This window comes from Bordetella genomosp. 8 (assembly GCF_002119685.1).
Taxonomy (GTDB): domain Bacteria; phylum Pseudomonadota; class Gammaproteobacteria; order Burkholderiales; family Burkholderiaceae_B; genus Bordetella_C.
On record NZ_CP021108.1, the window covers coordinates 4820482 to 4837814 of the forward strand.

The window sequence follows — 17333 nt, forward strand, 5'->3', positions numbered from 1 at the left end:
CGCAACGCCGTGCCGGCCTGGCTGCAATTGATGGCGGATTCGTTCTGGCCCCTGCTCAAGGCGGGGCTGCAGTTCACGGTTCCGCTGACGCTGATTTCCTTTTTCGCCGGACTGCTGCTGGCCTTCGCCGTCGCGCTGATACGCCTGTTCGGGCCGGCGCCGGCCGTGGCCGTGGTGCGCTTCTACGTCTGGCTGATCCGCGGCACGCCGCTCCTGGTGCAGCTGTTCGTGATCTTCTACGGCCTGCCCAATATCGGCATCGTGCTCGATCCGCTACCCGCGGCGCTGATCGGCTTCACGCTGAACGTCGGCGCCTATAACTCCGAGGTCATACGGGGCGTCATCGAATCGATCCCCAAGGGGCAGTGGGAAGCCGCCTACTCGCTCAGCATGACGCGCTGGCAGGCGATACGCCGGACCATCCTGCCGCAGGCGGCGCGGGTATCGGTGCCGCCGCTGTCCAACGCCTTCATCGCACTGGTCAAGGATACGTCGCTGGCCGCCGTGCTGACCGTCCCGGAAATCTTCCAGGCCGCCCAGCGCATCGCCGCGGTCACCTACGAACCGCTGGTCCTGTACACCGAAGCGGCGCTCATCTATCTGGTGTTCAGCACGGTGCTGTCGTCGGCGCAGGTACGCCTGGAAAAGCGCTTCGGCAAGCATGCGGCCTTCGCGGGGACGTCGCAATGATCCGCCTGGCGCATATCCAGAAGCATTTCGGCCAGGTGCATGTGCTGAGGGACGTCGGCATCGACGTCCCGGAAGGCAGCGTCACGGCCCTGATCGGCCCGTCCGGCAGCGGCAAGAGCACCTTGCTGCGCTGCGTGAACCTGCTCGAAGTCCCCGAATCCGGCCGGCTCGAACTGGGCGAGGCCAGCATCGATTTCCAGCCCGGCGCGCGCACGCCGTTCGCCGCCGTGCAGCGCGTGCGCAAGCAGACCGGCATGGTGTTCCAGAACTTCCAGCTGTTTCCGCACCAGACGGTGCTGGAAAACGTCATGGAAGGGCTGGTGACCGTGCAGCGCTGGCCGCGCGAACGCGCCGCCTCGCGCGCACGCGAACTGCTCGACAAGGTGGGCATGCTGGAAAAGGCGGAAGCCTGGCCGGCCACCCTTTCGGGCGGCCAGCAGCAGCGCGTGGCCATCGCCCGCGCACTGGCGCCCGCGCCGCGCGTCCTGCTGTGCGATGAACCGACGTCCGCGCTCGACCCCGGGCTGGCCAAGGAAGTCGTCGACGTACTGCGCCAACTGGCCGCCGAAGGCATGACCATGCTGATGGCCACCCACGACCTGCGCCTGGCCGCCAGCATCGCCCAACAAGTGATATTCCTGGAAAACGGCGCCGTCATCGAAACCGGCTCGGCGCAAGCCGTCTTCACCCATCCCACGCACACCCGCACCCGCGAGTTCGTCGCCACCCTGACCGAAGGCCTGCCGCAGGCCTGGGCAGCGGCGTAGGCGGCAGGCGCTACCACCAGAGGCCCCCGCAGCTGCGGGATTTCGTCCGTAAATTCAGTACCTCCTGCTTATTGTGGCGATGATTTCTTCAGCGCGGTGACTTAACACACCTCTAAATTATAGGTTTAGCTATAATAAACCTATACCGCCACCTGCAGATGTACACAATCAACTGGACAAAAAAAGCGGTCAAACAGTTGCTCAGGATTGCCCCCAGAGAACGTAGCCGTATCGCCACGGCGGTCAACGCATTGATCGATCCGGCGAATGTGCCGAACGTGCTGCCGCTGTCGAATCATCAGTACGGATACCGCCTCCGTGTCGGCGATTACCGGGTTCTCTTCGACGTAGCACTAAGCGTGCGGCATCGTGGAGATCCAGCAAGTGAAGAAACGTGACGACAATACTTATTAAGGAGCGGACCATGGAACTGCATCCAACGGTACTGGAAGCTTGCGGCAAGCCCGCCTTCGTCGTTTTGCCATACAAAGAATACCTACACTTGGTAGGCAGCAACCTGCATCCATCGCCTCGCATACCGGCTGATGGCACGATTCCCAACGAAGTGGTGCAACTGATGGTGGGCAGTTCCTGCAGCATCATCCGGGCCTGGCGCGAGCATCTCGGCATCACGCAATCCGAAATGGCAAATCGGTTGGGAATCCGCCAGCCGACATATGTGGGCATGGAAGCCTCTGGCGCGCGCCCGCGAAAATCCACGCGCCAGCGTATTGCGACGGCAATGGGGCTTCATCCGGACCAACTCGACGTATAGCCCGCGCGGAATCAGGCGGCGGGCGGATAGTTCGAAGGAAACAGGGCGCGTTTCGCTTCTTCGTCCCGGGCGGTCTTGAAGTCGAAGTCGGTCCCGACCTTGCGCGCCCGCGCGACGGCGGGGCGCGCGTCGATGGCCGCGAACCAGCGGGCGATGTTGGGGTACGGCGCCAGCGGCTCCGCCGCCCCTTTCAGGACACGCGACGCGCGGTCCAGCCAGCCCCAGGCCGAGATATCCGCGATCGTATATTCCTTGCCGACGATGAACTCGCGGCCCGCCAGCCTGCCGTCCAGTACCTGGTAGTGGCGTTCGGCTTCGCGCCGGTAGCGGTTGACGGCATAGTCCAGGCCTTCCGGCGCGGCATGTTGGAAATGCACAGCCTGCCCGGAAAACGGCCCCAGGCCCGACGCGATGAAAAACAGCCATGACAGCAGGTCGGCCCGGTCGCCCGGCTGCCCCAGCAGCTTGCTGCTCTTTTCCGCCAGATACAGCAGGATCGCGGTGGAGTCGAACACGGTTGCCGGCACGCCGCCGGGCCCTTCGGTATCCACGATGGCCGGCACCTTGCCGTTGGGGTTGATGGCCCGGAACGCCGGGTCGTGCTGCTGCCCCTTGCTGGTATCCACCGGGATCACCTCGTAAGGCAGGCCGATCTCTTCGAGCATCAGCGCCACCTTGGCGGGATTGGGCGTGGGGTGGAAGTAAAACCGTATCATCGAATCTCCCTGTGCGTTGCGACGACGCGCGAACGCCACGCCGTCCGTATGCGTACCGTCGCCATCGATGGATGGCGCACCTGGGCATACCGCCTGGTCTTTTAAAGCACTTGCTCTAAAATCGTCAACCACGGCCGCCGAAGCAACAGCGTGCCCCACCGCGCCGGGAATCAGATCCATGGGTCGACCAAGACAATTCGATGAAGCGCAGACGCTGGACCTGGCGCTGCGGTATTTCTGGCAGCATGGCTACGAAGCCACATCGGTCAGGGACCTGGCCGACGCCATGGCGCTGACCGGGGCCAGCGTGTACAACGCCTATGGCGACAAGCTGGCGCTCTATCGCCGCGCGCTGGAACGCTACATCGACACCAGCATCGCCGATCGCATCAACCGCCTGCAGTCCAGGAAACCGCTGCAGGCCATCGAAGGCTTCTACGCCGAGATGATCGACCGTTCGCTGGACGACCCCGATACGAAGGGCTGCATGCTGGTCAATGCCGCCCTCGAAATGGCGCCGCGCGATCCGGATCTGCGGGCGCTGATCGCCGACGTCCTGCGCCGGATCGAAACCTTTTTCCGCCGCAGCGTGCAAGCCGGGCAGCGGGACGGGACCATCACCCGGTCGCAGTCCGCGGCGGACCTGGCGCGCATGCTGCTGGGCGTGCAACTGGGCATGCGCGTGCTCGCGCGCGCGCGGCCCGAACCGGCTTTGCTGCGCGGCATGGTGCGCGCGGCCCTCGCGTCGCTTCAACCCGGCGTCGAAGAACCCTGATCCGTGCGCGCCTGGCGCCGCCATTCGCCGGGCGTCATCCCCATCCACTGCGCGAAGCCGCGCCGGAACGCGGCCACGGATTGATAACCGACGGCTTCGGCGACGGCCTCGGCGGTGGCCGTCGGCCGTTTCAGTTCATTCGACGCCAGGCTCATCCGCACGTCGGTCAGCAGGTCGTAGGCGGTGCGCCCCAGCTTGTCCTGGAAGTGCCGCATGAAGGTCGCGCGCGACATGCTGCACAACGCGGCAAGCTCGGGCAGCGTCCATGCCCGGGCGGGTTCGTTGAAGATGGCCGACAAGGCTGGCGCCAGGCGCGGATGGCCCGCCAGGGCCAGCAGCCCCCGCGGCGCCTGCCGCCCCTCGCCCGCCACGCGCAAGGCCAGGGTGAAAAGCGCGGCGGACAGCGCATTGAGCATCGCGCGTCCGCCCAGCGTGTCCGCCATGGCCTCGGCCCGCATCATTCCCACCAGGGCCGCGAGCTGGCCCGCGGGCCCCGCGTCGCCGCGGTCCGCCTGCACCACCAGCGTGGTCGGCAGGTAGCCGCGCATCAACCGGTCATGCGGGGGAGCGATGAAGAAGCGCCCGCACAGCATGTCCAGCACCGGTTCGCCACCGCCGTTTTCGCTGACCGTCAGATTCGCCGTCCGCCGCGACGATGCCGGCAGCGGCGCACGCCCGCTGCCGTCGTGCAGGACATGCGCCGATCCGTGTGGCAGCATCAGGATGTCGCCGGGACCGAGTTCGCGCATCGTCTTGTCCCCCGGATCTTCCAGGATGGCGACGCCCTTCAGCACCACGTGATAGGGAATTTCGCGAGCGGCCGATCGCGCCTCCACGATGCGCCACGGCGCGCCATAGGCGCAGCGTATTTCGAGCTGGCCGGTCACGGTGATCATTTCCAGCAGGCGGCTGAGCCAGTCAGGCGTGGCGGACATGTGCATTTTCCCAGGCGGGTTCCTCGCGGCCCCAAGCCTCGCAATCCCAACTTATGATCCTATTGAGCATTCTATTGAGCATCTAGAAGCTCGGCAAGATCATTCCACCGGCCTAAAGTGGGGGCTCCTGATCACCAAACGTCTTCACTAGGAGCCACACCATGAGCCGCATCGCCATCCCCGCCGTCGAATCCGCCACCGGCGCCACCGCCGAACTCTACGCCCAGATCAAGAAGGCCAACGGCAAGTTGCCGAACCTGTACGCGACGCTGGGACACCTGACACCCGCTTCCCTGTCCGCCTACCTGGCGGCTGAAGCCGTGCTGGCACGCGCCAGCCTGCCCCGCCAGGACGTGGAAACCATCAAGGTGCTGGTCAGCGAACTGAGCGGTTGCGACTACTGCCTGGCCGCGCACATGATGCTGGGCAAGATGGCCGGCCTCGACGCCGGCACCCTGCACAACATCCGCGCCGGCGAGCCGACCGGCGACGCCAAGCGCGACGCGCTGGTGCGCTTCGTGCGGGTCATCCAGCAAACCAGCGGGACCCTGCCCGCCGCCGAAGTCGACGCGATCCGCGCCGCCGGCTACACCGATGCGCAACTGGCGGACATTGCCTACGCCTACGCGATGATCACGTATACCAACACGTTCAATCGCATCAACGACACCGACGTCGACTTCCCGCCGGTGAAGTGAACCGCATCGGACCAGGGACAGGGGGCAATTTGCATCGGGCAATCTGTACCGGGCGAGCCGCTGCCAGGTTGGCCCTGTCAGCCGCCAGCACCGCGCAGCTTGCGCCACAGCGTCGTGCGGCTGATCCCCAATTCGCGCGCGGCGGCGGCCTGATTGCCGCCGTGCGCCGCCAGCACTTCCCGGATGTGCAGGTGTTCGCTGGCCCGCTGCACGGCATCCAGCCGGCGGACGCCAGGCCGGCCGGGGCCGCCCGATGCGCCAGGCGCGGCGGCCGAGTCCGGCCCCGGCGGATCGAGCACGCCCCTGAGCGTGCCGACCGACGGCACGGCATCGGCCAGCAGGCACTCCAGCGCCATGCGCTCGACGACGTTCTCGAGTTCGCGGACATTGCCCGGCCAGTCATGCGCCAACAGCAGCGGCAAGGCGACCCGCAACACGTCGCGCGCCACTTCGCGCGCGCCGATGCGTTCCAGGGCCGCGGGCAGGAGCTCGGCCGCCAGCGCGGCGATATCCTCCGGACGCTCGCGCAGCGGCGGTACCCGGATCTGCAGGATGTGCAGCCGGTAGAACAGATCGTGCCGGAACGATCCCTGCCGCGCCATGGCCGCCAGGTCCCGATGGGTCGCGGCGATGATGCGCACGTCGACAGGTATCGCGTCGATGCCGCCCACCCGCGTGATCTCCTTTTCCTGCAGGGCGCGCAGCAAACGTGTCTGCAAGGGCAAGGGCATCTCCCCCACTTCGTCCAGCAATAGCGTGCCGCCGTCCGCGGCTTCGAACAGGCCCGCCTTGCCCTGGCGCCGCGCGCCGGTGAATGCGCCCTCCTCGTAGCCGAACAGCTCGCTTTCGAGCAGTTGTTCGGGAAAGGCGCCGCAGTTGATCGCCACGAAGGGACGCGCGTGGCGGCGGCTCGCGCGGTGAATGCCCTGCGCCACCACTTCCTTGCCCGAGCCGCTTTCCCCCTGGATCAGCACCGACGCATCGCTGCTACGCGCCAGCACCTCGCAGCGATGGACCAGCTCGCGCATGGCCGCCGACACCGCGACCATGCCATTCAAGGTGTAGCGGGCCGAACGCGAACGCCGGTGGCTGTGCGCGCGCAAGCGGCCCACCGCATGCTCCAGCGGCTGCGAGGAATGCAGGGTCAGCACGGCGCCCGTCTGCGTGCCGGCCTCGAACAGCGGCACGGCATCCACCACCAGCGGCTGGCCGCGCACGTCCTCCACGCGGCCCAGTTCGGGCGTTCCGCGCGTCAGCGCGGGGCCGGCGGTCAGACCGGCGGCCGTCTCGGCCAGCGGACGGCCCGCCGCCTGGGATGCGGCGGTGCCCAGGATGCGCGCCGCGGCAGGATTCATCGTCGTGACGTGCCCGTGCATGTCGACCGCCACCACGCCGTCGTTCAAATGCCGCAGCACCAGGTCCAGCCGGTCGCGCCGCGCCCGCTCTTCGTATTGCGCCTGGGCGATGGCCAACGCCGTTTCCATGGCGGCGCGCACCGAGTCGGCGGAATACAGCAGCACCGCCGTCAAGCCGGCCTTGCGGCCAAAATCGGTGACCATCCCGGCCCCCACGACGACCTCCACGCCCTGCGCGGCCAGCTCGCGGATGCAACGCGCGGCATCGTCGGGCGTATCGTAGGCCCGCAGCTCCACGTCCAGGCCGAAGACGCGCATGAAGCGCCGCAGCGCTGCAGTGACTTCATGATGCAGCACCACCGCCACGCGTGGCGACAGTTCGCGGGCCTGCGCCAACGCGGCCATCAGGTCATAACCGCCGATCTGGACCAGCACCACCGGCACTGCCAGCTTCGCGCGCAGGAAAGCGCCATTGCTGCCCGAGGCCACCACCACGTCGCAGCGACCCTGCGCAATCGCGTGGTTCAACGGCGCCAGCGCGGCATCGAACGCATCATGCAGTAGCTCCACCCTGGCCCGGGCGGCGAATTCGGGCGCCAGTTGCCGCAGGCTTTCGAACAGGCCGTAGCCGGTGACGGCATACAGGCTGGGCAACGCGGACGGCCCGCGCGCCCCGGGTGGCGTGCGGTCGCCGATGAAATCGGCCGGTGCGGGAAAGACAGCCATCGTTGCAAGCCTGTGATGCGTTCGTGAAACGCATATTTTCTCTCATGAAACACCTGAACGGAAGTCATGTGGCTGCCAGAAGGGCTCTCCCTCTGGACGGGAGGCCGCCGCGGAATTGGCACCGGTTTTGCGTTTATCCGTCCAGCTCTGGCGTGCAGACCAGGGAACAGGAGACAAATCGTGAGCTTTTCCCCACTTCGACGCGCGGTCGCCGCGCTGGCGGCGGCCTGTGCCCTGCCCCTGGCCAGCGGCGCCGCCCTGGCAGCCGATGACGCCTTCCCCAGCCGGCCGATCCGCCTGCTGGTCGGCTTCGCGGCCGGCGGCAGCTCCGATACCGTCGCCCGCATCATGGCGCCCGTGCTGTCGAAGAACCTGAAGCAGAACATCATCATCGACAACCGCCCCGGCGCCGGCGGCAACATCGCCTCCGACGCGCTGGTGAAGGCGGCGCCGGACGGCTACACCATCATGCTGGGCACGATAGGCTCGCTGGCCGTCAACCAGCACCTGAGCAAACTGACGTACGACCCGGTCAAGGACATGGAGCCGATTTCGCTGGCGGTGTCCTTTTCCAACGTCCTGGTGGTGAACGCCAACAGCAAGATCAAGACCTTCGCGGACTACGTCAAGGCCGCCAGCGCCCAGCATTCCGATATGTCCTTCGGCTCTTCCGGCATCGGCAGCAGCGGCCACCTGGCTGGCGAACTGCTCAAATCGGTCGCGGGCCTGCAGAACCAGCATGTCGCCTATCGCGGCGGCGCGCCGGCCATGAACGACCTGCTGGGCGGCACGCTGGCTTCCATCTTCGCCAGTCCCACCGATGCCGTGCAGTTCATCGCGGCCGGCAAGCTGCGGCCCATCGCCACGACGGGGCTGCGCCGCCTGGATGTCCTGCCCGACGTGCCGACCATCGCCGAGTCCGGCTATCCGGGCTTCGAGGCCAACAATTGGTACGCCTTCACCGCCCCGGCGCATACGCCCAAGGCCGTCGTCGACGTGCTGAACAAAGCTATTGTGGCCACGCTGAAAGACCCTGACGTCGACGCCAAGCTCAAGAAGCTGGGGCTGGACCCCGCGCCCACCACCCCGGCCGAAACCGACCGCTACATCCGGGCCGAGAGCAAGAAGTGGGGCGACCTGGTCAAGAAGATCAACATCAACGCGGTGTGAGCCCGGCCGCGCCGTCCCCACGAACGACAACCGCCGCCTATCGAACGCATCTGATCCGTAACCATCATGCCTTCCACCATTGCTGAAAAAATCCTTGCCCGGCATGCCGGGATAGAAACGGTCCAGCCCGGCGACATCGTGATCGCCGACGTGGATTTCGCCATGGTCCACGACGCCCGCGCGCCCAACGCCATCCGCATGGTCGACAAGATGGGCGCGGAAAAACTGCCCTTCGCGTCGCGCACGGCCTGGGTACTGGATCACTACTCGCCGCCGCCCAACCTGGCCGCCGCGCAAACCCATACCGCCATGCGCCGCTTCGCCGACGACCACGGCAGTCCGCTGTACGACATCGGCGACGGCATCTGCCATCAGGTGCTGCCCGAAGGCGGACACCTGACCTGCGGCGACCTTGTGGTCGGCACGGACACGCACTCCGTGACCTACGGCGCGTTCAATGCCTTCGGCACCGGCGTCGAAGGCAGCGACGTGACCGCCGTGATGAAGACCGGCAAGGTCTGGCTGCGCGTGCCGGAATCGGCGCGCATCGAGCTGTCGGGCCGCCTGCAGCCCGGCGTCTGGGCCAAGGACATCACCCTGCACATGCTGGGCCGCTTCGGCGCGGAAGGCTTGAACTACCTGGCCATCGAATACGTCGGCTCGGCCGTCTCGGCCATGGAGATCGACGACCGCATGACGCTGGCCAACCACGCCGCCGAGCTCGGCGCCAAGGCCGCGCTGCTGGAAGCCGACGACAAGACCCTGGCCTGGCTGGCCGCGCACGGCGCCCGCCCGCCCCGCCCGGTATCGGCCGACGCCGATGCCCGATACGCACATCGCGTCGCCATCGATGCGTCGGCATTGGCGCCGCAGGTGGCTCGGCGCCACGAGGTCGACGACGTGGTGGGCATAGACCAGATCGACCGGCAGAAGATCAATTTCGCGCTGATCGGCACGTGCACCAACGGCCGCCTGGACGACATCCGCCAGGCGGCAGCCATCCTCAAGGGCCGCAAGCTGGCGCGCGGCGTCCGCATGATCGTCACGCCGGCGTCGCGCAAGATCTACCTGGACGCGGCGCGCGAAGGCCTTATCGAGATCCTGACCGCGGCGGGCGCGTCGTTCGAGGCGGCGGGCTGCGGCACCTGCGTGGGCATCACCAACCACCTGATTCCCGGTAACCAGGAAGTCGCGATATCCAGCGCGAACCGCAATTTCCGCGGCCGCCTGGGCAACCACGAGGCCGAGATCTGGCTGGGCTCGGCGGCCACCGTCGCGGCGTCGGCACTGACCGGCTATATCACCGACCCACGCACCGTCGAAGGTGGCGAATGGAGGCCCAGCCATGGCTGATACCACGCAGGATGTCATTACCGGTCCGGTCTACAAGCTGGGCGACGACGTCAACACCGATACGCAGTGCTCGGGCAAATACCTGCCGGGCAAGGATGAAGCCTATATCGCGGCGCAGGCCTTCGAGGGCGTGGCGCCGGGCTTCGCGGCCCGCTTCAAACCCGGCGGCATCATCGCCGCCGGCACGCACTTCGGCATCAACTCCTCGCGCGAGCAGGCGGTGCACATCCTGCATCGCCTGGGCGTCGCCGCCATCATCGCGCCGTCCTTCGGCCGGCAGTTTTTCCGCAATGCCATCAACAACGGACTGCTGTTGATCGAGTACGACACCAATGGCCTGGCTGAAGGCGACGAGGTCACCATCGACCTGGGCCACAGCGAACTTCGAGCGCCCGCCCGCGGGCTGCGGCAGGCGCTGCGCCCCCTGCCGCCGCAGATCCGCGCCATCCTGCGCGAAGGGGGCCTGATCCCGTTCCTGCGCAAACATCCCGACTGGAGCATCACAGCATGAGCGCCGCGGCACAGCCCGACTGGAACAAACCCGCCCGCCTGCGCCAGGCCTTGCGCGAGCGCCTCTCGCGCGCGGGCCGCGGCCAACCCACGCTGGTCGCGCCGGGCGTCTACGACGCCTACGGCGCGCGCATGGTGCAGCACGCCGGCTTCGAAGCCGTCTACATGACGGGCAACGGCGTTTCCGCCAGCCTGCTGGGCAAGCCCGACGTCGGGCTGGTGGACCTGACCATGATCACCAGCCACGCGCGTCGCGTGGCGGCATGCGTGGACCTGCCGCTGATCTGCGACGCCGATACGGGCTATGGCGCCGCCGCCGCCATCCGACGCACCGTGGAAGAGTTCGAAGCGGCCGGCGTCGCGGCGATCCACATCGAAGACCAGCAATCCCCCAAGCGCTGCGCGCAATTCCCCGGCGCCCGCGCGGTATTGCCCTTCGACGTGGCGGTGTCCCGCATTGCCGCCGCAGCCGCGGCGCGCGCGCCCACCGGACTGCTCATCGTGGGCCGCACGGACTGCGCCGCGTCGATGGGCCTGGACGAGGCCATCCGCCGCGCGCAGGCTTTCGCGGATGCGGGCGCGGACGCCGTTTTCGTCGAACTCAAGGCGCACGACCAGGTCCTGCGGGACATTCGCACGGTAACGGAACGGATCCGCATCCCCTGCATGATCAACCTGGACTCGGGCGGTCCGCTGGCTGCGCTGCGCTTTCCGGACTTGGCCGAGCTGGGCATCGCGCTGGCCATTTATCCGGGGATGTTGCGCAATGCCCTGGGCTACACCATGCGTGAAGCGCTCGGCCACCTGCGCGACGACGGCGGCACCATGGCCATGCGCGACCGCATGCTGACCGGCGCGGAATACAGCGCCTACCTGGGACTGCCGGACGTGGAGGAATGGGAGAACCGCTTCCCCGCCTGATGTCAGCCGGCGACGGCCGGCAGCGAGAAAAACGCCGCCAGTTTTTCTTCCGCCGCCTGGCGCGCCCGCGCGAGCGCGTCCGCCCCCAAGGCCGTGCCCTGCACGGAAAAATAGTGGATATCGAACAGACCGACGGTGTTGAGGATGGCGGTCAGGTATGGCGTCAGGAAATCCGGTTGCCGCGCCCTCTCGCCGTCGAAGCGGCTGCCGGAAGCGATCGCCACGTAGACCGGCCGGTCCGCCAGCGTGCCCACCTTGCCGTTCGGACCCGGCGTGAAGCTGCGATGTATCCGCACGATGTGGTCCAGCCATGCCTTCAGCGCCGACGGCACGGTGTAGTTGTGCATGGGCGTGGCGATGACCAGGCAGTCGGCGGCTTCCAGCTCCTGGATCAGGCGTTCCGAATGCGCCATGGTGTCGGCGTCCATGGACGCCTCGACATGCCCGCCCAACACGTCCGCATAGCCTTCGTCGACATGCGCGATCGCGCTCGTACCCAGGCCACGATCGACAAGCCGGGCGTCGGGGTGGCGTTGCCGCAGCAGGCCGACCAGCCTGTCCGCCAGCCGATAGCTCTCCGCCCGCACGCCGCGCGGGCTGCAATGGACACGCAGTATTCTCATGCCGCGTCCTTGGACAAATCCATGCTGAAACGCATGGCACCCGTCAGCAAGCCCACGCGGAAGTAAAAGCGTTGCGCCAGGGCGTTGCCCAGCGCGGTGTCCAGCACCAGTTTCCGGCACCCCGCGCGCCGGGCGATGGTGGCCACTTCGCGCAGCAGGCCAGCGCCCCAGTTGCCGCCGCGACGCCCCTCCTTGACGACCAGGTCGTCCACGTACACGAAAGCCCCGTAGATCAGGTTTTCCTGCAGCCGATAGCCGGCCAACGCGACCGGTTCGCCCTCGCTCCAGCCGGCCAGCAGGCGATAGCCGTCGCCGTGCATCCGCTGCACGCGCGAGGCGAAATCATCCTCGTCACGCAGATGCGGACGCAGTTCGCGCATCACGGCGTAGCAGGCCCGCAGCTCGTCCGGCCTTTCCACATGGCGCAGGTCCTGGCCTCCCATTCCCTGGCCGACCGCTCCGACATTCCCGCTCCGCCCATCGTTGTCCCGCATCGCCCCGCTCCTTGTCGCATATGGCATCAGGATCGGGATCGTAGAAGCCGGATGCCATAATTCACAGAGCCATAAATCGACAGGCGGACTAGGCCATGATTCCCGTGTACCGGCAGATATACGAGCGCTTCCGCGGCGCCATCGCCAGTGGCGTGCTCAAGCCCGGCGATCGCATGCCTTCGATGCGCGCCCTCACGAAGGAACTCGGCGTGGCGCGCGGCACGGTCGAAGCCGCCTATGGCCTGCTGTCCGCGGAAGGCTATATCCAGGCGCGAGGGCAAGCCGGCACCGTCGTCACGCCTGATCTCGCCTTGCCCGCCGCCCAATCCGGCCGACCGACGGCGGCGCACGCCGGCGCGAGCCCCGGTTCCCGTACGGCCTTGGGCGAAAAATGGGGTCAGATAAACCCCTTCCAGATGGGCCTGCCCGCCCTGGACGCCTTCCCGCGCAAGATCTGGGCAAGGCTGGGCGCGCGATGCGTGCGGGCGATGCAAGCGGCCGACATGGCCTATCCGTGCTCCGACGGCATCCCGCCCCTGCGCACGGCCATCGCCGCCTACCTGCAGGTTTCCCGCGGCATCGCCTGCTCGCCGGCCCAGGTCTTCGTCACCACGGGCTATCGCCACACGCTGTCGCTCATCGTCCGTGCCCTGCTGGCGCGCGGCGACGAGGTCTGGCTGGAAGACCCCGGCTACCCGCCCACCCGCGAGCTCATCGCCGAGGCGCAGTTGCGCGGCGTGCCCGTACCGGTGGACGCTGAAGGCCTGGACGTCGCCCAGGGACTGAAGCTGGCGCCGGGCGCCAGGGCCGCCGTGGTCACGCCATCCCATCAAAGTCCGCTCTGCCTGACGCTGACGCTGCCGCGACGCCTGGCGCTGCTGGACTGGGCCAGCCGCGCCCAGGCCTGGATCATCGAAGACGATTACGACGGCGAGTACCGCTATGCCAGCCAGCCCCTGCCCGCCCTGAAAAGCGTGGACCGCGACGGCCGCGTCCTCTACGCCGGCACCTTCAGCAAGGTGCTGTTTCCCGGCGTGCGGCTGGCCTATCTGGTCGTTCCGGAAGACCAGGTGGCGCGTTTCACGCAAACCAGCCAGACTTTTTCGGGCGGCGCGCCCAACCTGATGCAATCGCTGGTCACCGCCTTCATGGCCGAAGGCCATTTCGCCCGCCACATCCAGCGCATGCGCAGGCTCTACAAGGAACGCCGGGAGATCGCCGCCGATGGCCTGGCCGGCGTCCTGGACCGCCATCTCCGGATCGACCCCCAGCCCGGCGGCATGCACCTGGTGCTGCGCCTGCGCGACGGGCTGCCTGACGCGCCGCTGGCCCGGCGCCTGCGCGAGCACGACATGGCCGCCCATGCCCTCACCCAGTGGGGCATCGCGCGCGACCCGGGCGCGGCGCTGCTGCTGAACTTCACCAATATCGACTCGCGCGAAACCGCGCGGCGCCTGGGCGGCCGGATCCTGGAACTGCTCTGAACCGGAGCGCCCCCCGGCAGCCCGGCGACGGTGTTGCCCCGGGCCGCCCCCCCGCCGCAACGGCCCCGACGGTGACCCCCAAGGCACAGCCCAATGCACAGCCCTTAATAATTCCGAGCCGCCGCCGTTAACGGAAGAGCGGGATGGCCCGCGGCCTTGTTTCGCACGATCGAAAGAACAGACCATGCAAAGTTTGCTGCCCCTGGGCGCCGCATCCGCGTCCGTCACCGCGCTGGCGTCGACGACGGCCACGCCGGCCGATCAGAAAAGCGCCACCCAGGGCACCGCGACGCCGGGCGTCGCCACGCCGGCCAGCTCGGCGACCGTCACCCTGACGGATGCGGAAACCGCCCGCTTGAACCAGATTTACGACGACACCGGCGCGCTGTCCGTGTCCACGCCTGTCTGGGAAAAGGATTCCAGCGACGCCATCAGCGCGCTGATGTCGAAGAATTACGACGCGACCGCCGTGGGCGACCGCTTCCACGGGCTGGGCGCGGCCTTGCTGGACCGTTTCCAGCTGGGTGGCGGCGATTATTCGCAGTCGGTGATCCTGCGCACGACCGACTCGGGTAGCGCGGGGGCGACATCCAGGCTCGACCAGATCCGGCAGACCCAGTTGCACACCGTGGCCGACAACCAGATCACCCTGGACGTCAAGACGGCCGGTGGCGCGACCGTCCACCTGTCGCTGACCAGCCAGGCCGGCGGCCTGGGCGTGCAGGTCGAAGTCACCGGCGGCACCCTGTCCACCGCCGAGCGCAACGCCCTGTCCGGCCTGGCCGACGCCTTCCAGGGGGCGATCGACGGCCTGACCAGCGTGCCGCCCAAGCTGTCCCTGGACGGCCTGACGAAGTTCGATCCCAATGTGCTGAGCTCGGTCAGCCTGCAGGCCAGCTTCAAGATGCCGGACGGCAGCGTGCAAAGCCTGGACTTCCAGGCCGACAGCCAGCATCGCAGCGTCGACTTCACGGGGGCCGCGGGCAAGATCAGCGTCAACGTGGACCTGTCCAATCCTTCCCTGATCGGCAGCGCCGACCAGCAGGCGCACGCCCTGGCCAGCTATATGCAGCAGTTCGACCAGGCCCAGAGCCGGGGCCAGGGCGATGCCGCGCTGATGACCATGTTCAAGGACGCCTTCGGTGCCCTGAACAGCAACTACAGCGTGGACCAGAAGCACCTGGCCATGGGCCCCGTCATCCCCTTGAGCGACGCCGACCATGCCATGCTGTCGGGCCTGGCCGATTTCAGCGCATCGGTGCAGGCGGCTGACACATCGCCCAATCCCATGCGGCCGGAGGAGCACGATTCCTTCTCCTACCAGGTATCGCAGCAGACCAAGATCCAGGGCAGCGGCGCCAACGATCGCGCCATCGAACAGAACCAGCAATCGCACCTGAGCGCCAGCTACCATCAGTCGCTGTATCCGGACACGCCCCTGAACCTGACCGGCGACAAGTCTTCTCAGAATTACTACTACTACAAGATCGACGACACGGCCAGCAGCGTGGCCAGCATCGCCTACACCGACGGCCGCCTGACGAAGGCGTCGCTGACGCAAACCGCCAGCCAGAACATGGACATCAGGAAGTACGTGGGTGGCGAAATGCAGGAGCGCCTGAATACGCCGTCGTCGGTGTCGCGCAGCTGGGACATGCTGCACCTGATCCAGGCCAGCATGCCCAAGGACGATGGCTCGGCCACCGAGCAGGACCGCGCCAACTGGCGCAATACCCTGTCCAACATCAACAACCTGGTCCTGCTGAAGTCCGATCCGTCGCAACTGCGCGACGCCCAGCTGGCCGGCGCCAAGGAAACCGCCCGCTGAAACCCCGGGGTCCCGCCCCGACCCACGCGAGGGACAACCGCGCGGTCGATGTGACCCACCCGATGCTCGCCTTCAAACCGCCGCATCGGACCGCGCAATGGACTCTCACCGAAGCAATAATTTCGACGCTTTACGCATCGCCCTGGCCCTGATCGTGATGGGCGCACATCTCGCCGGGATCACCGGACTACCGGAATTCCAGGCCTTCCTGCCTTTCCTCGATTCCGATTTCGCCGTCAAGGCCTTCTTTGTCGCCAGCGGCTTCCTGGTCATGCGCAGCTACCAGTCCAGTCGCTCCCTGCGGGATTTCGCCGCGAAGCGGGTGCGACGCATCTATCCCGCGTACGCGTGCGCCATCCTGCTGTGCCTGGCCATAGGCGCATGCATGACCGAGCTTGCGCCTGCCGAATTCTGGCGCTCGCCCGCGACCTGGACCTATCTCGCGGCCAATGCGTTCTTCCTGAACTTCCTCCAGCCCACCTTGCCCGGCGTATTCGCCGCCAACCCGATGCCCGCCATGGATGGCGCGCTGTGGACGTTGAAAATCGAGCTCGCGTTGTATTTTTGCGTGCCGGTAATCTGCTGGCTGTTCAGGCGCTTTCGCGCCTTGCCCGTAGCCCTCGTGCTGACCGCGGCCAGCATCGCATGGGTATATGTTTTCCTGAGCCTGGTCGGTTCGCCGGTGATCGCGCGCCAGTTCCCGGGGCAGTTGTCGTTCTTCGTCCTGGGATCGTTGTTCGCCAGCGACGCACGCCTCCTCGCCAGGTCCGTCTATCTTGCGCCAATTTCGGCCGTCGCCTGGTGGGCCGCCCGCGGGACCAGATTCGAGTTGCTCATGCAGCCGTTCTTCTATGCGAGCCTGACCATACTCCTGGCACATGGCGGCCGCCTCCATTTGCCCGCGGGCCGATGCGGCGACCCGTCGTACGGGATCTATCTCTACCATTTCCCCATCATCCAGGCACTGCTGGCGCTGGGTTTGTTCGACCATCCCTGGTGGGGCTTTACGGCTAGCGTGGCCTTGACGGTATCGGCCGCGTACCTGTCCTGGCACCTGCTGGAGCGCCCTCTCCTGGCGCAACCGGTGCTCATCCGCGCGAATATAACGCTTGACGGCCAGGGGCGCTGCCCTCATAGTGCCCGCAGATCCTCAAGTGCCCTCGATTCCGTTCGGTAGTGTGCGAGCCTAGTAGTGCGCCATCATTGTCCATGTCCTGCCTTGATCATCTGCCCCCTGGACTCATGTCCATCATTAATCAAGGAATCTCATGGAAACCGGTATCGTCAAGTGGTTCAACTCCGAAAAAGGCTTTGGCTTCATCATGCCTGACTCGGGCGGCAAGGATCTGTTCGCGCACTTCTCCGAAATCCAGGGCACGGGCCACCGTAACCTGCAGGAAAACCAGCGCGTGAGCTTCATCTCGGGCCAGGGCGCCAAGGGCCCCCAAGCCACCAAGATCACCCCGCTGTAAGCAGTCCGCCCCGCCGCTCGAGCGGGGTCGCCTTCCCTTAA

The 17333-nt window shown here is 66.9% G+C and carries 19 protein-coding genes; 14 read left to right on the forward strand and 5 right to left on the reverse strand.

The genetic code is table 11. The features are described from left to right. Positions 1–9 precede the first annotated feature (9 nt). The 4 genes from CAL12_RS21820 (at position 10) to CAL12_RS21835 (ending at position 2232) form a co-directional block, all read left to right on the forward strand. Positions 10–690 carry an ABC transporter permease subunit gene (locus CAL12_RS21820; RefSeq protein WP_086066532.1) on the forward strand — a complete coding sequence of 227 codons (681 nt, stop codon included), beginning with the start codon at positions 10–12 and terminating at the stop codon, positions 688–690. Beyond that, positions 687–1457, forward strand: a complete 771-nt coding sequence (locus CAL12_RS21825; protein ID WP_086066533.1) for an amino acid ABC transporter ATP-binding protein — start codon at positions 687–689, stop codon at positions 1455–1457. Before CAL12_RS21820 ends, CAL12_RS21825 begins: the two co-directional genes overlap by 4 nt. Before the next feature lie 158 nt (positions 1458–1615). Next, positions 1616–1855, forward strand: coding sequence for a type II toxin-antitoxin system RelE family toxin (locus tag CAL12_RS21830; RefSeq protein ID WP_232464596.1), 240 nt, complete (start codon positions 1616–1618; stop codon positions 1853–1855). A 26-nt stretch (positions 1856–1881) separates the two neighbouring features. Further along, a complete protein-coding gene (locus tag CAL12_RS21835) occupies positions 1882–2232 on the forward strand; it encodes a helix-turn-helix domain-containing protein (RefSeq protein WP_086066534.1) in 351 nt (116 codons plus the stop codon). 11 nt (positions 2233–2243) lie between these two features. Here CAL12_RS21835 and CAL12_RS21840 read toward each other — a convergent pair whose 3' ends face one another. Beyond that, positions 2244–2948, reverse strand: a complete 705-nt coding sequence (locus CAL12_RS21840; RefSeq protein ID WP_086066535.1) for a glutathione S-transferase family protein — start codon at positions 2946–2948, stop codon at positions 2244–2246. A gap of 178 nt (positions 2949–3126) precedes the next feature. On the opposite strand from CAL12_RS21840, the gene CAL12_RS21845 reads away from it, so the two are divergent. Beyond that, positions 3127–3723 (forward strand): TetR/AcrR family transcriptional regulator, encoded by a 597-nt coding sequence (locus tag CAL12_RS21845; RefSeq protein ID WP_086066536.1) that lies wholly within the window; start codon positions 3127–3129, stop codon positions 3721–3723. Here the strand turns inward: CAL12_RS21845 and CAL12_RS21850 are convergent. Beyond that, on the reverse strand, positions 3699–4658 hold the full coding sequence (locus CAL12_RS21850; protein WP_086068045.1) for an AraC family transcriptional regulator: 960 nt from the start codon (positions 4656–4658) through the stop codon (positions 3699–3701). The genes CAL12_RS21845 and CAL12_RS21850 overlap by 25 nt on opposite strands. A gap of 161 nt (positions 4659–4819) precedes the next feature. Between CAL12_RS21850 and CAL12_RS21855 the strand changes: the two genes are divergently transcribed. Beyond that, positions 4820–5356, forward strand: coding sequence for a carboxymuconolactone decarboxylase family protein (locus tag CAL12_RS21855; RefSeq protein WP_086066537.1), 537 nt, complete (start codon positions 4820–4822; stop codon positions 5354–5356). Between the two features lie 77 nt (positions 5357–5433). Here CAL12_RS21855 and prpR read toward each other — a convergent pair whose 3' ends face one another. Next, positions 5434–7437 (reverse strand): propionate catabolism operon regulatory protein PrpR, encoded by a 2004-nt coding sequence (prpR, locus tag CAL12_RS21860; protein WP_086066538.1) that lies wholly within the window; start codon positions 7435–7437, stop codon positions 5434–5436. Positions 7438–7617: 180 nt separating this feature from the next. Here prpR and CAL12_RS21865 point away from each other — a divergent pair, with 180 nt between their 5' ends. The 4 genes from CAL12_RS21865 to CAL12_RS21880 all read left to right on the forward strand — a co-directional run bounded on the left by CAL12_RS21865 (position 7618) and on the right by CAL12_RS21880 (position 11391). Beyond that, positions 7618–8607, forward strand: a complete 990-nt coding sequence (locus CAL12_RS21865) for a Bug family tripartite tricarboxylate transporter substrate binding protein (protein WP_157793076.1) — start codon at positions 7618–7620, stop codon at positions 8605–8607. A gap of 66 nt (positions 8608–8673) precedes the next feature. Further along, the gene (locus CAL12_RS21870) at positions 8674–9960 is read left to right on the forward strand and encodes a 3-isopropylmalate dehydratase large subunit (protein WP_086066540.1); all 1287 of its coding nucleotides are present in this window, start codon (positions 8674–8676) and stop codon (positions 9958–9960) included. Next, positions 9953–10471: a LeuD/DmdB family oxidoreductase small subunit gene (locus CAL12_RS21875; RefSeq protein WP_086066541.1), complete on the forward strand. Its 519-nt coding sequence runs from the start codon at positions 9953–9955 to the stop codon at positions 10469–10471. Before CAL12_RS21870 ends, CAL12_RS21875 begins: the two co-directional genes overlap by 8 nt. Next, positions 10468–11391 carry an isocitrate lyase/PEP mutase family protein gene (locus CAL12_RS21880; RefSeq protein WP_086066542.1) on the forward strand — a complete coding sequence of 308 codons (924 nt, stop codon included), beginning with the start codon at positions 10468–10470 and terminating at the stop codon, positions 11389–11391. Before CAL12_RS21875 ends, CAL12_RS21880 begins: the two co-directional genes overlap by 4 nt. A gap of 2 nt (positions 11392–11393) precedes the next feature. On the opposite strand, the gene CAL12_RS21885 is transcribed toward CAL12_RS21880, so the two are convergent. Both CAL12_RS21885 and CAL12_RS21890 read right to left on the reverse strand, forming a co-directional pair. After that, positions 11394–12014, reverse strand: coding sequence for an FMN-dependent NADH-azoreductase (locus CAL12_RS21885; protein WP_086066543.1), 621 nt, complete (start codon positions 12012–12014; stop codon positions 11394–11396). Next, on the reverse strand, positions 12011–12457 hold the full coding sequence (locus CAL12_RS21890; protein ID WP_086066544.1) for a GNAT family N-acetyltransferase: 447 nt from the start codon (positions 12455–12457) through the stop codon (positions 12011–12013). Before CAL12_RS21890 ends, CAL12_RS21885 begins: the two co-directional genes overlap by 4 nt. Before the next feature lie 146 nt (positions 12458–12603). Between CAL12_RS21890 and pdxR the strand changes: the two genes are divergently transcribed. The 4 genes from pdxR (at position 12604) to CAL12_RS21910 (ending at position 17292) form a co-directional block, all read left to right on the forward strand. Further along, positions 12604–13992, forward strand: a complete 1389-nt coding sequence (gene pdxR / locus CAL12_RS21895; protein ID WP_086066545.1) for a MocR-like pyridoxine biosynthesis transcription factor PdxR — start codon at positions 12604–12606, stop codon at positions 13990–13992. Positions 13993–14176: 184 nt separating this feature from the next. Continuing rightward, positions 14177–15820, forward strand: a complete 1644-nt coding sequence (locus tag CAL12_RS21900; protein ID WP_086066546.1) for a hypothetical protein — start codon at positions 14177–14179, stop codon at positions 15818–15820. A gap of 97 nt (positions 15821–15917) precedes the next feature. Continuing rightward, positions 15918–16997, forward strand: coding sequence for an acyltransferase family protein (locus CAL12_RS21905; RefSeq protein WP_086066547.1), 1080 nt, complete (start codon positions 15918–15920; stop codon positions 16995–16997). A 91-nt stretch (positions 16998–17088) separates the two neighbouring features. Further along, positions 17089–17292, forward strand: a complete 204-nt coding sequence (locus CAL12_RS21910) for a cold-shock protein (protein ID WP_086066548.1) — start codon at positions 17089–17091, stop codon at positions 17290–17292. The last annotated feature ends 41 nt before the right edge of the window (positions 17293–17333 follow it).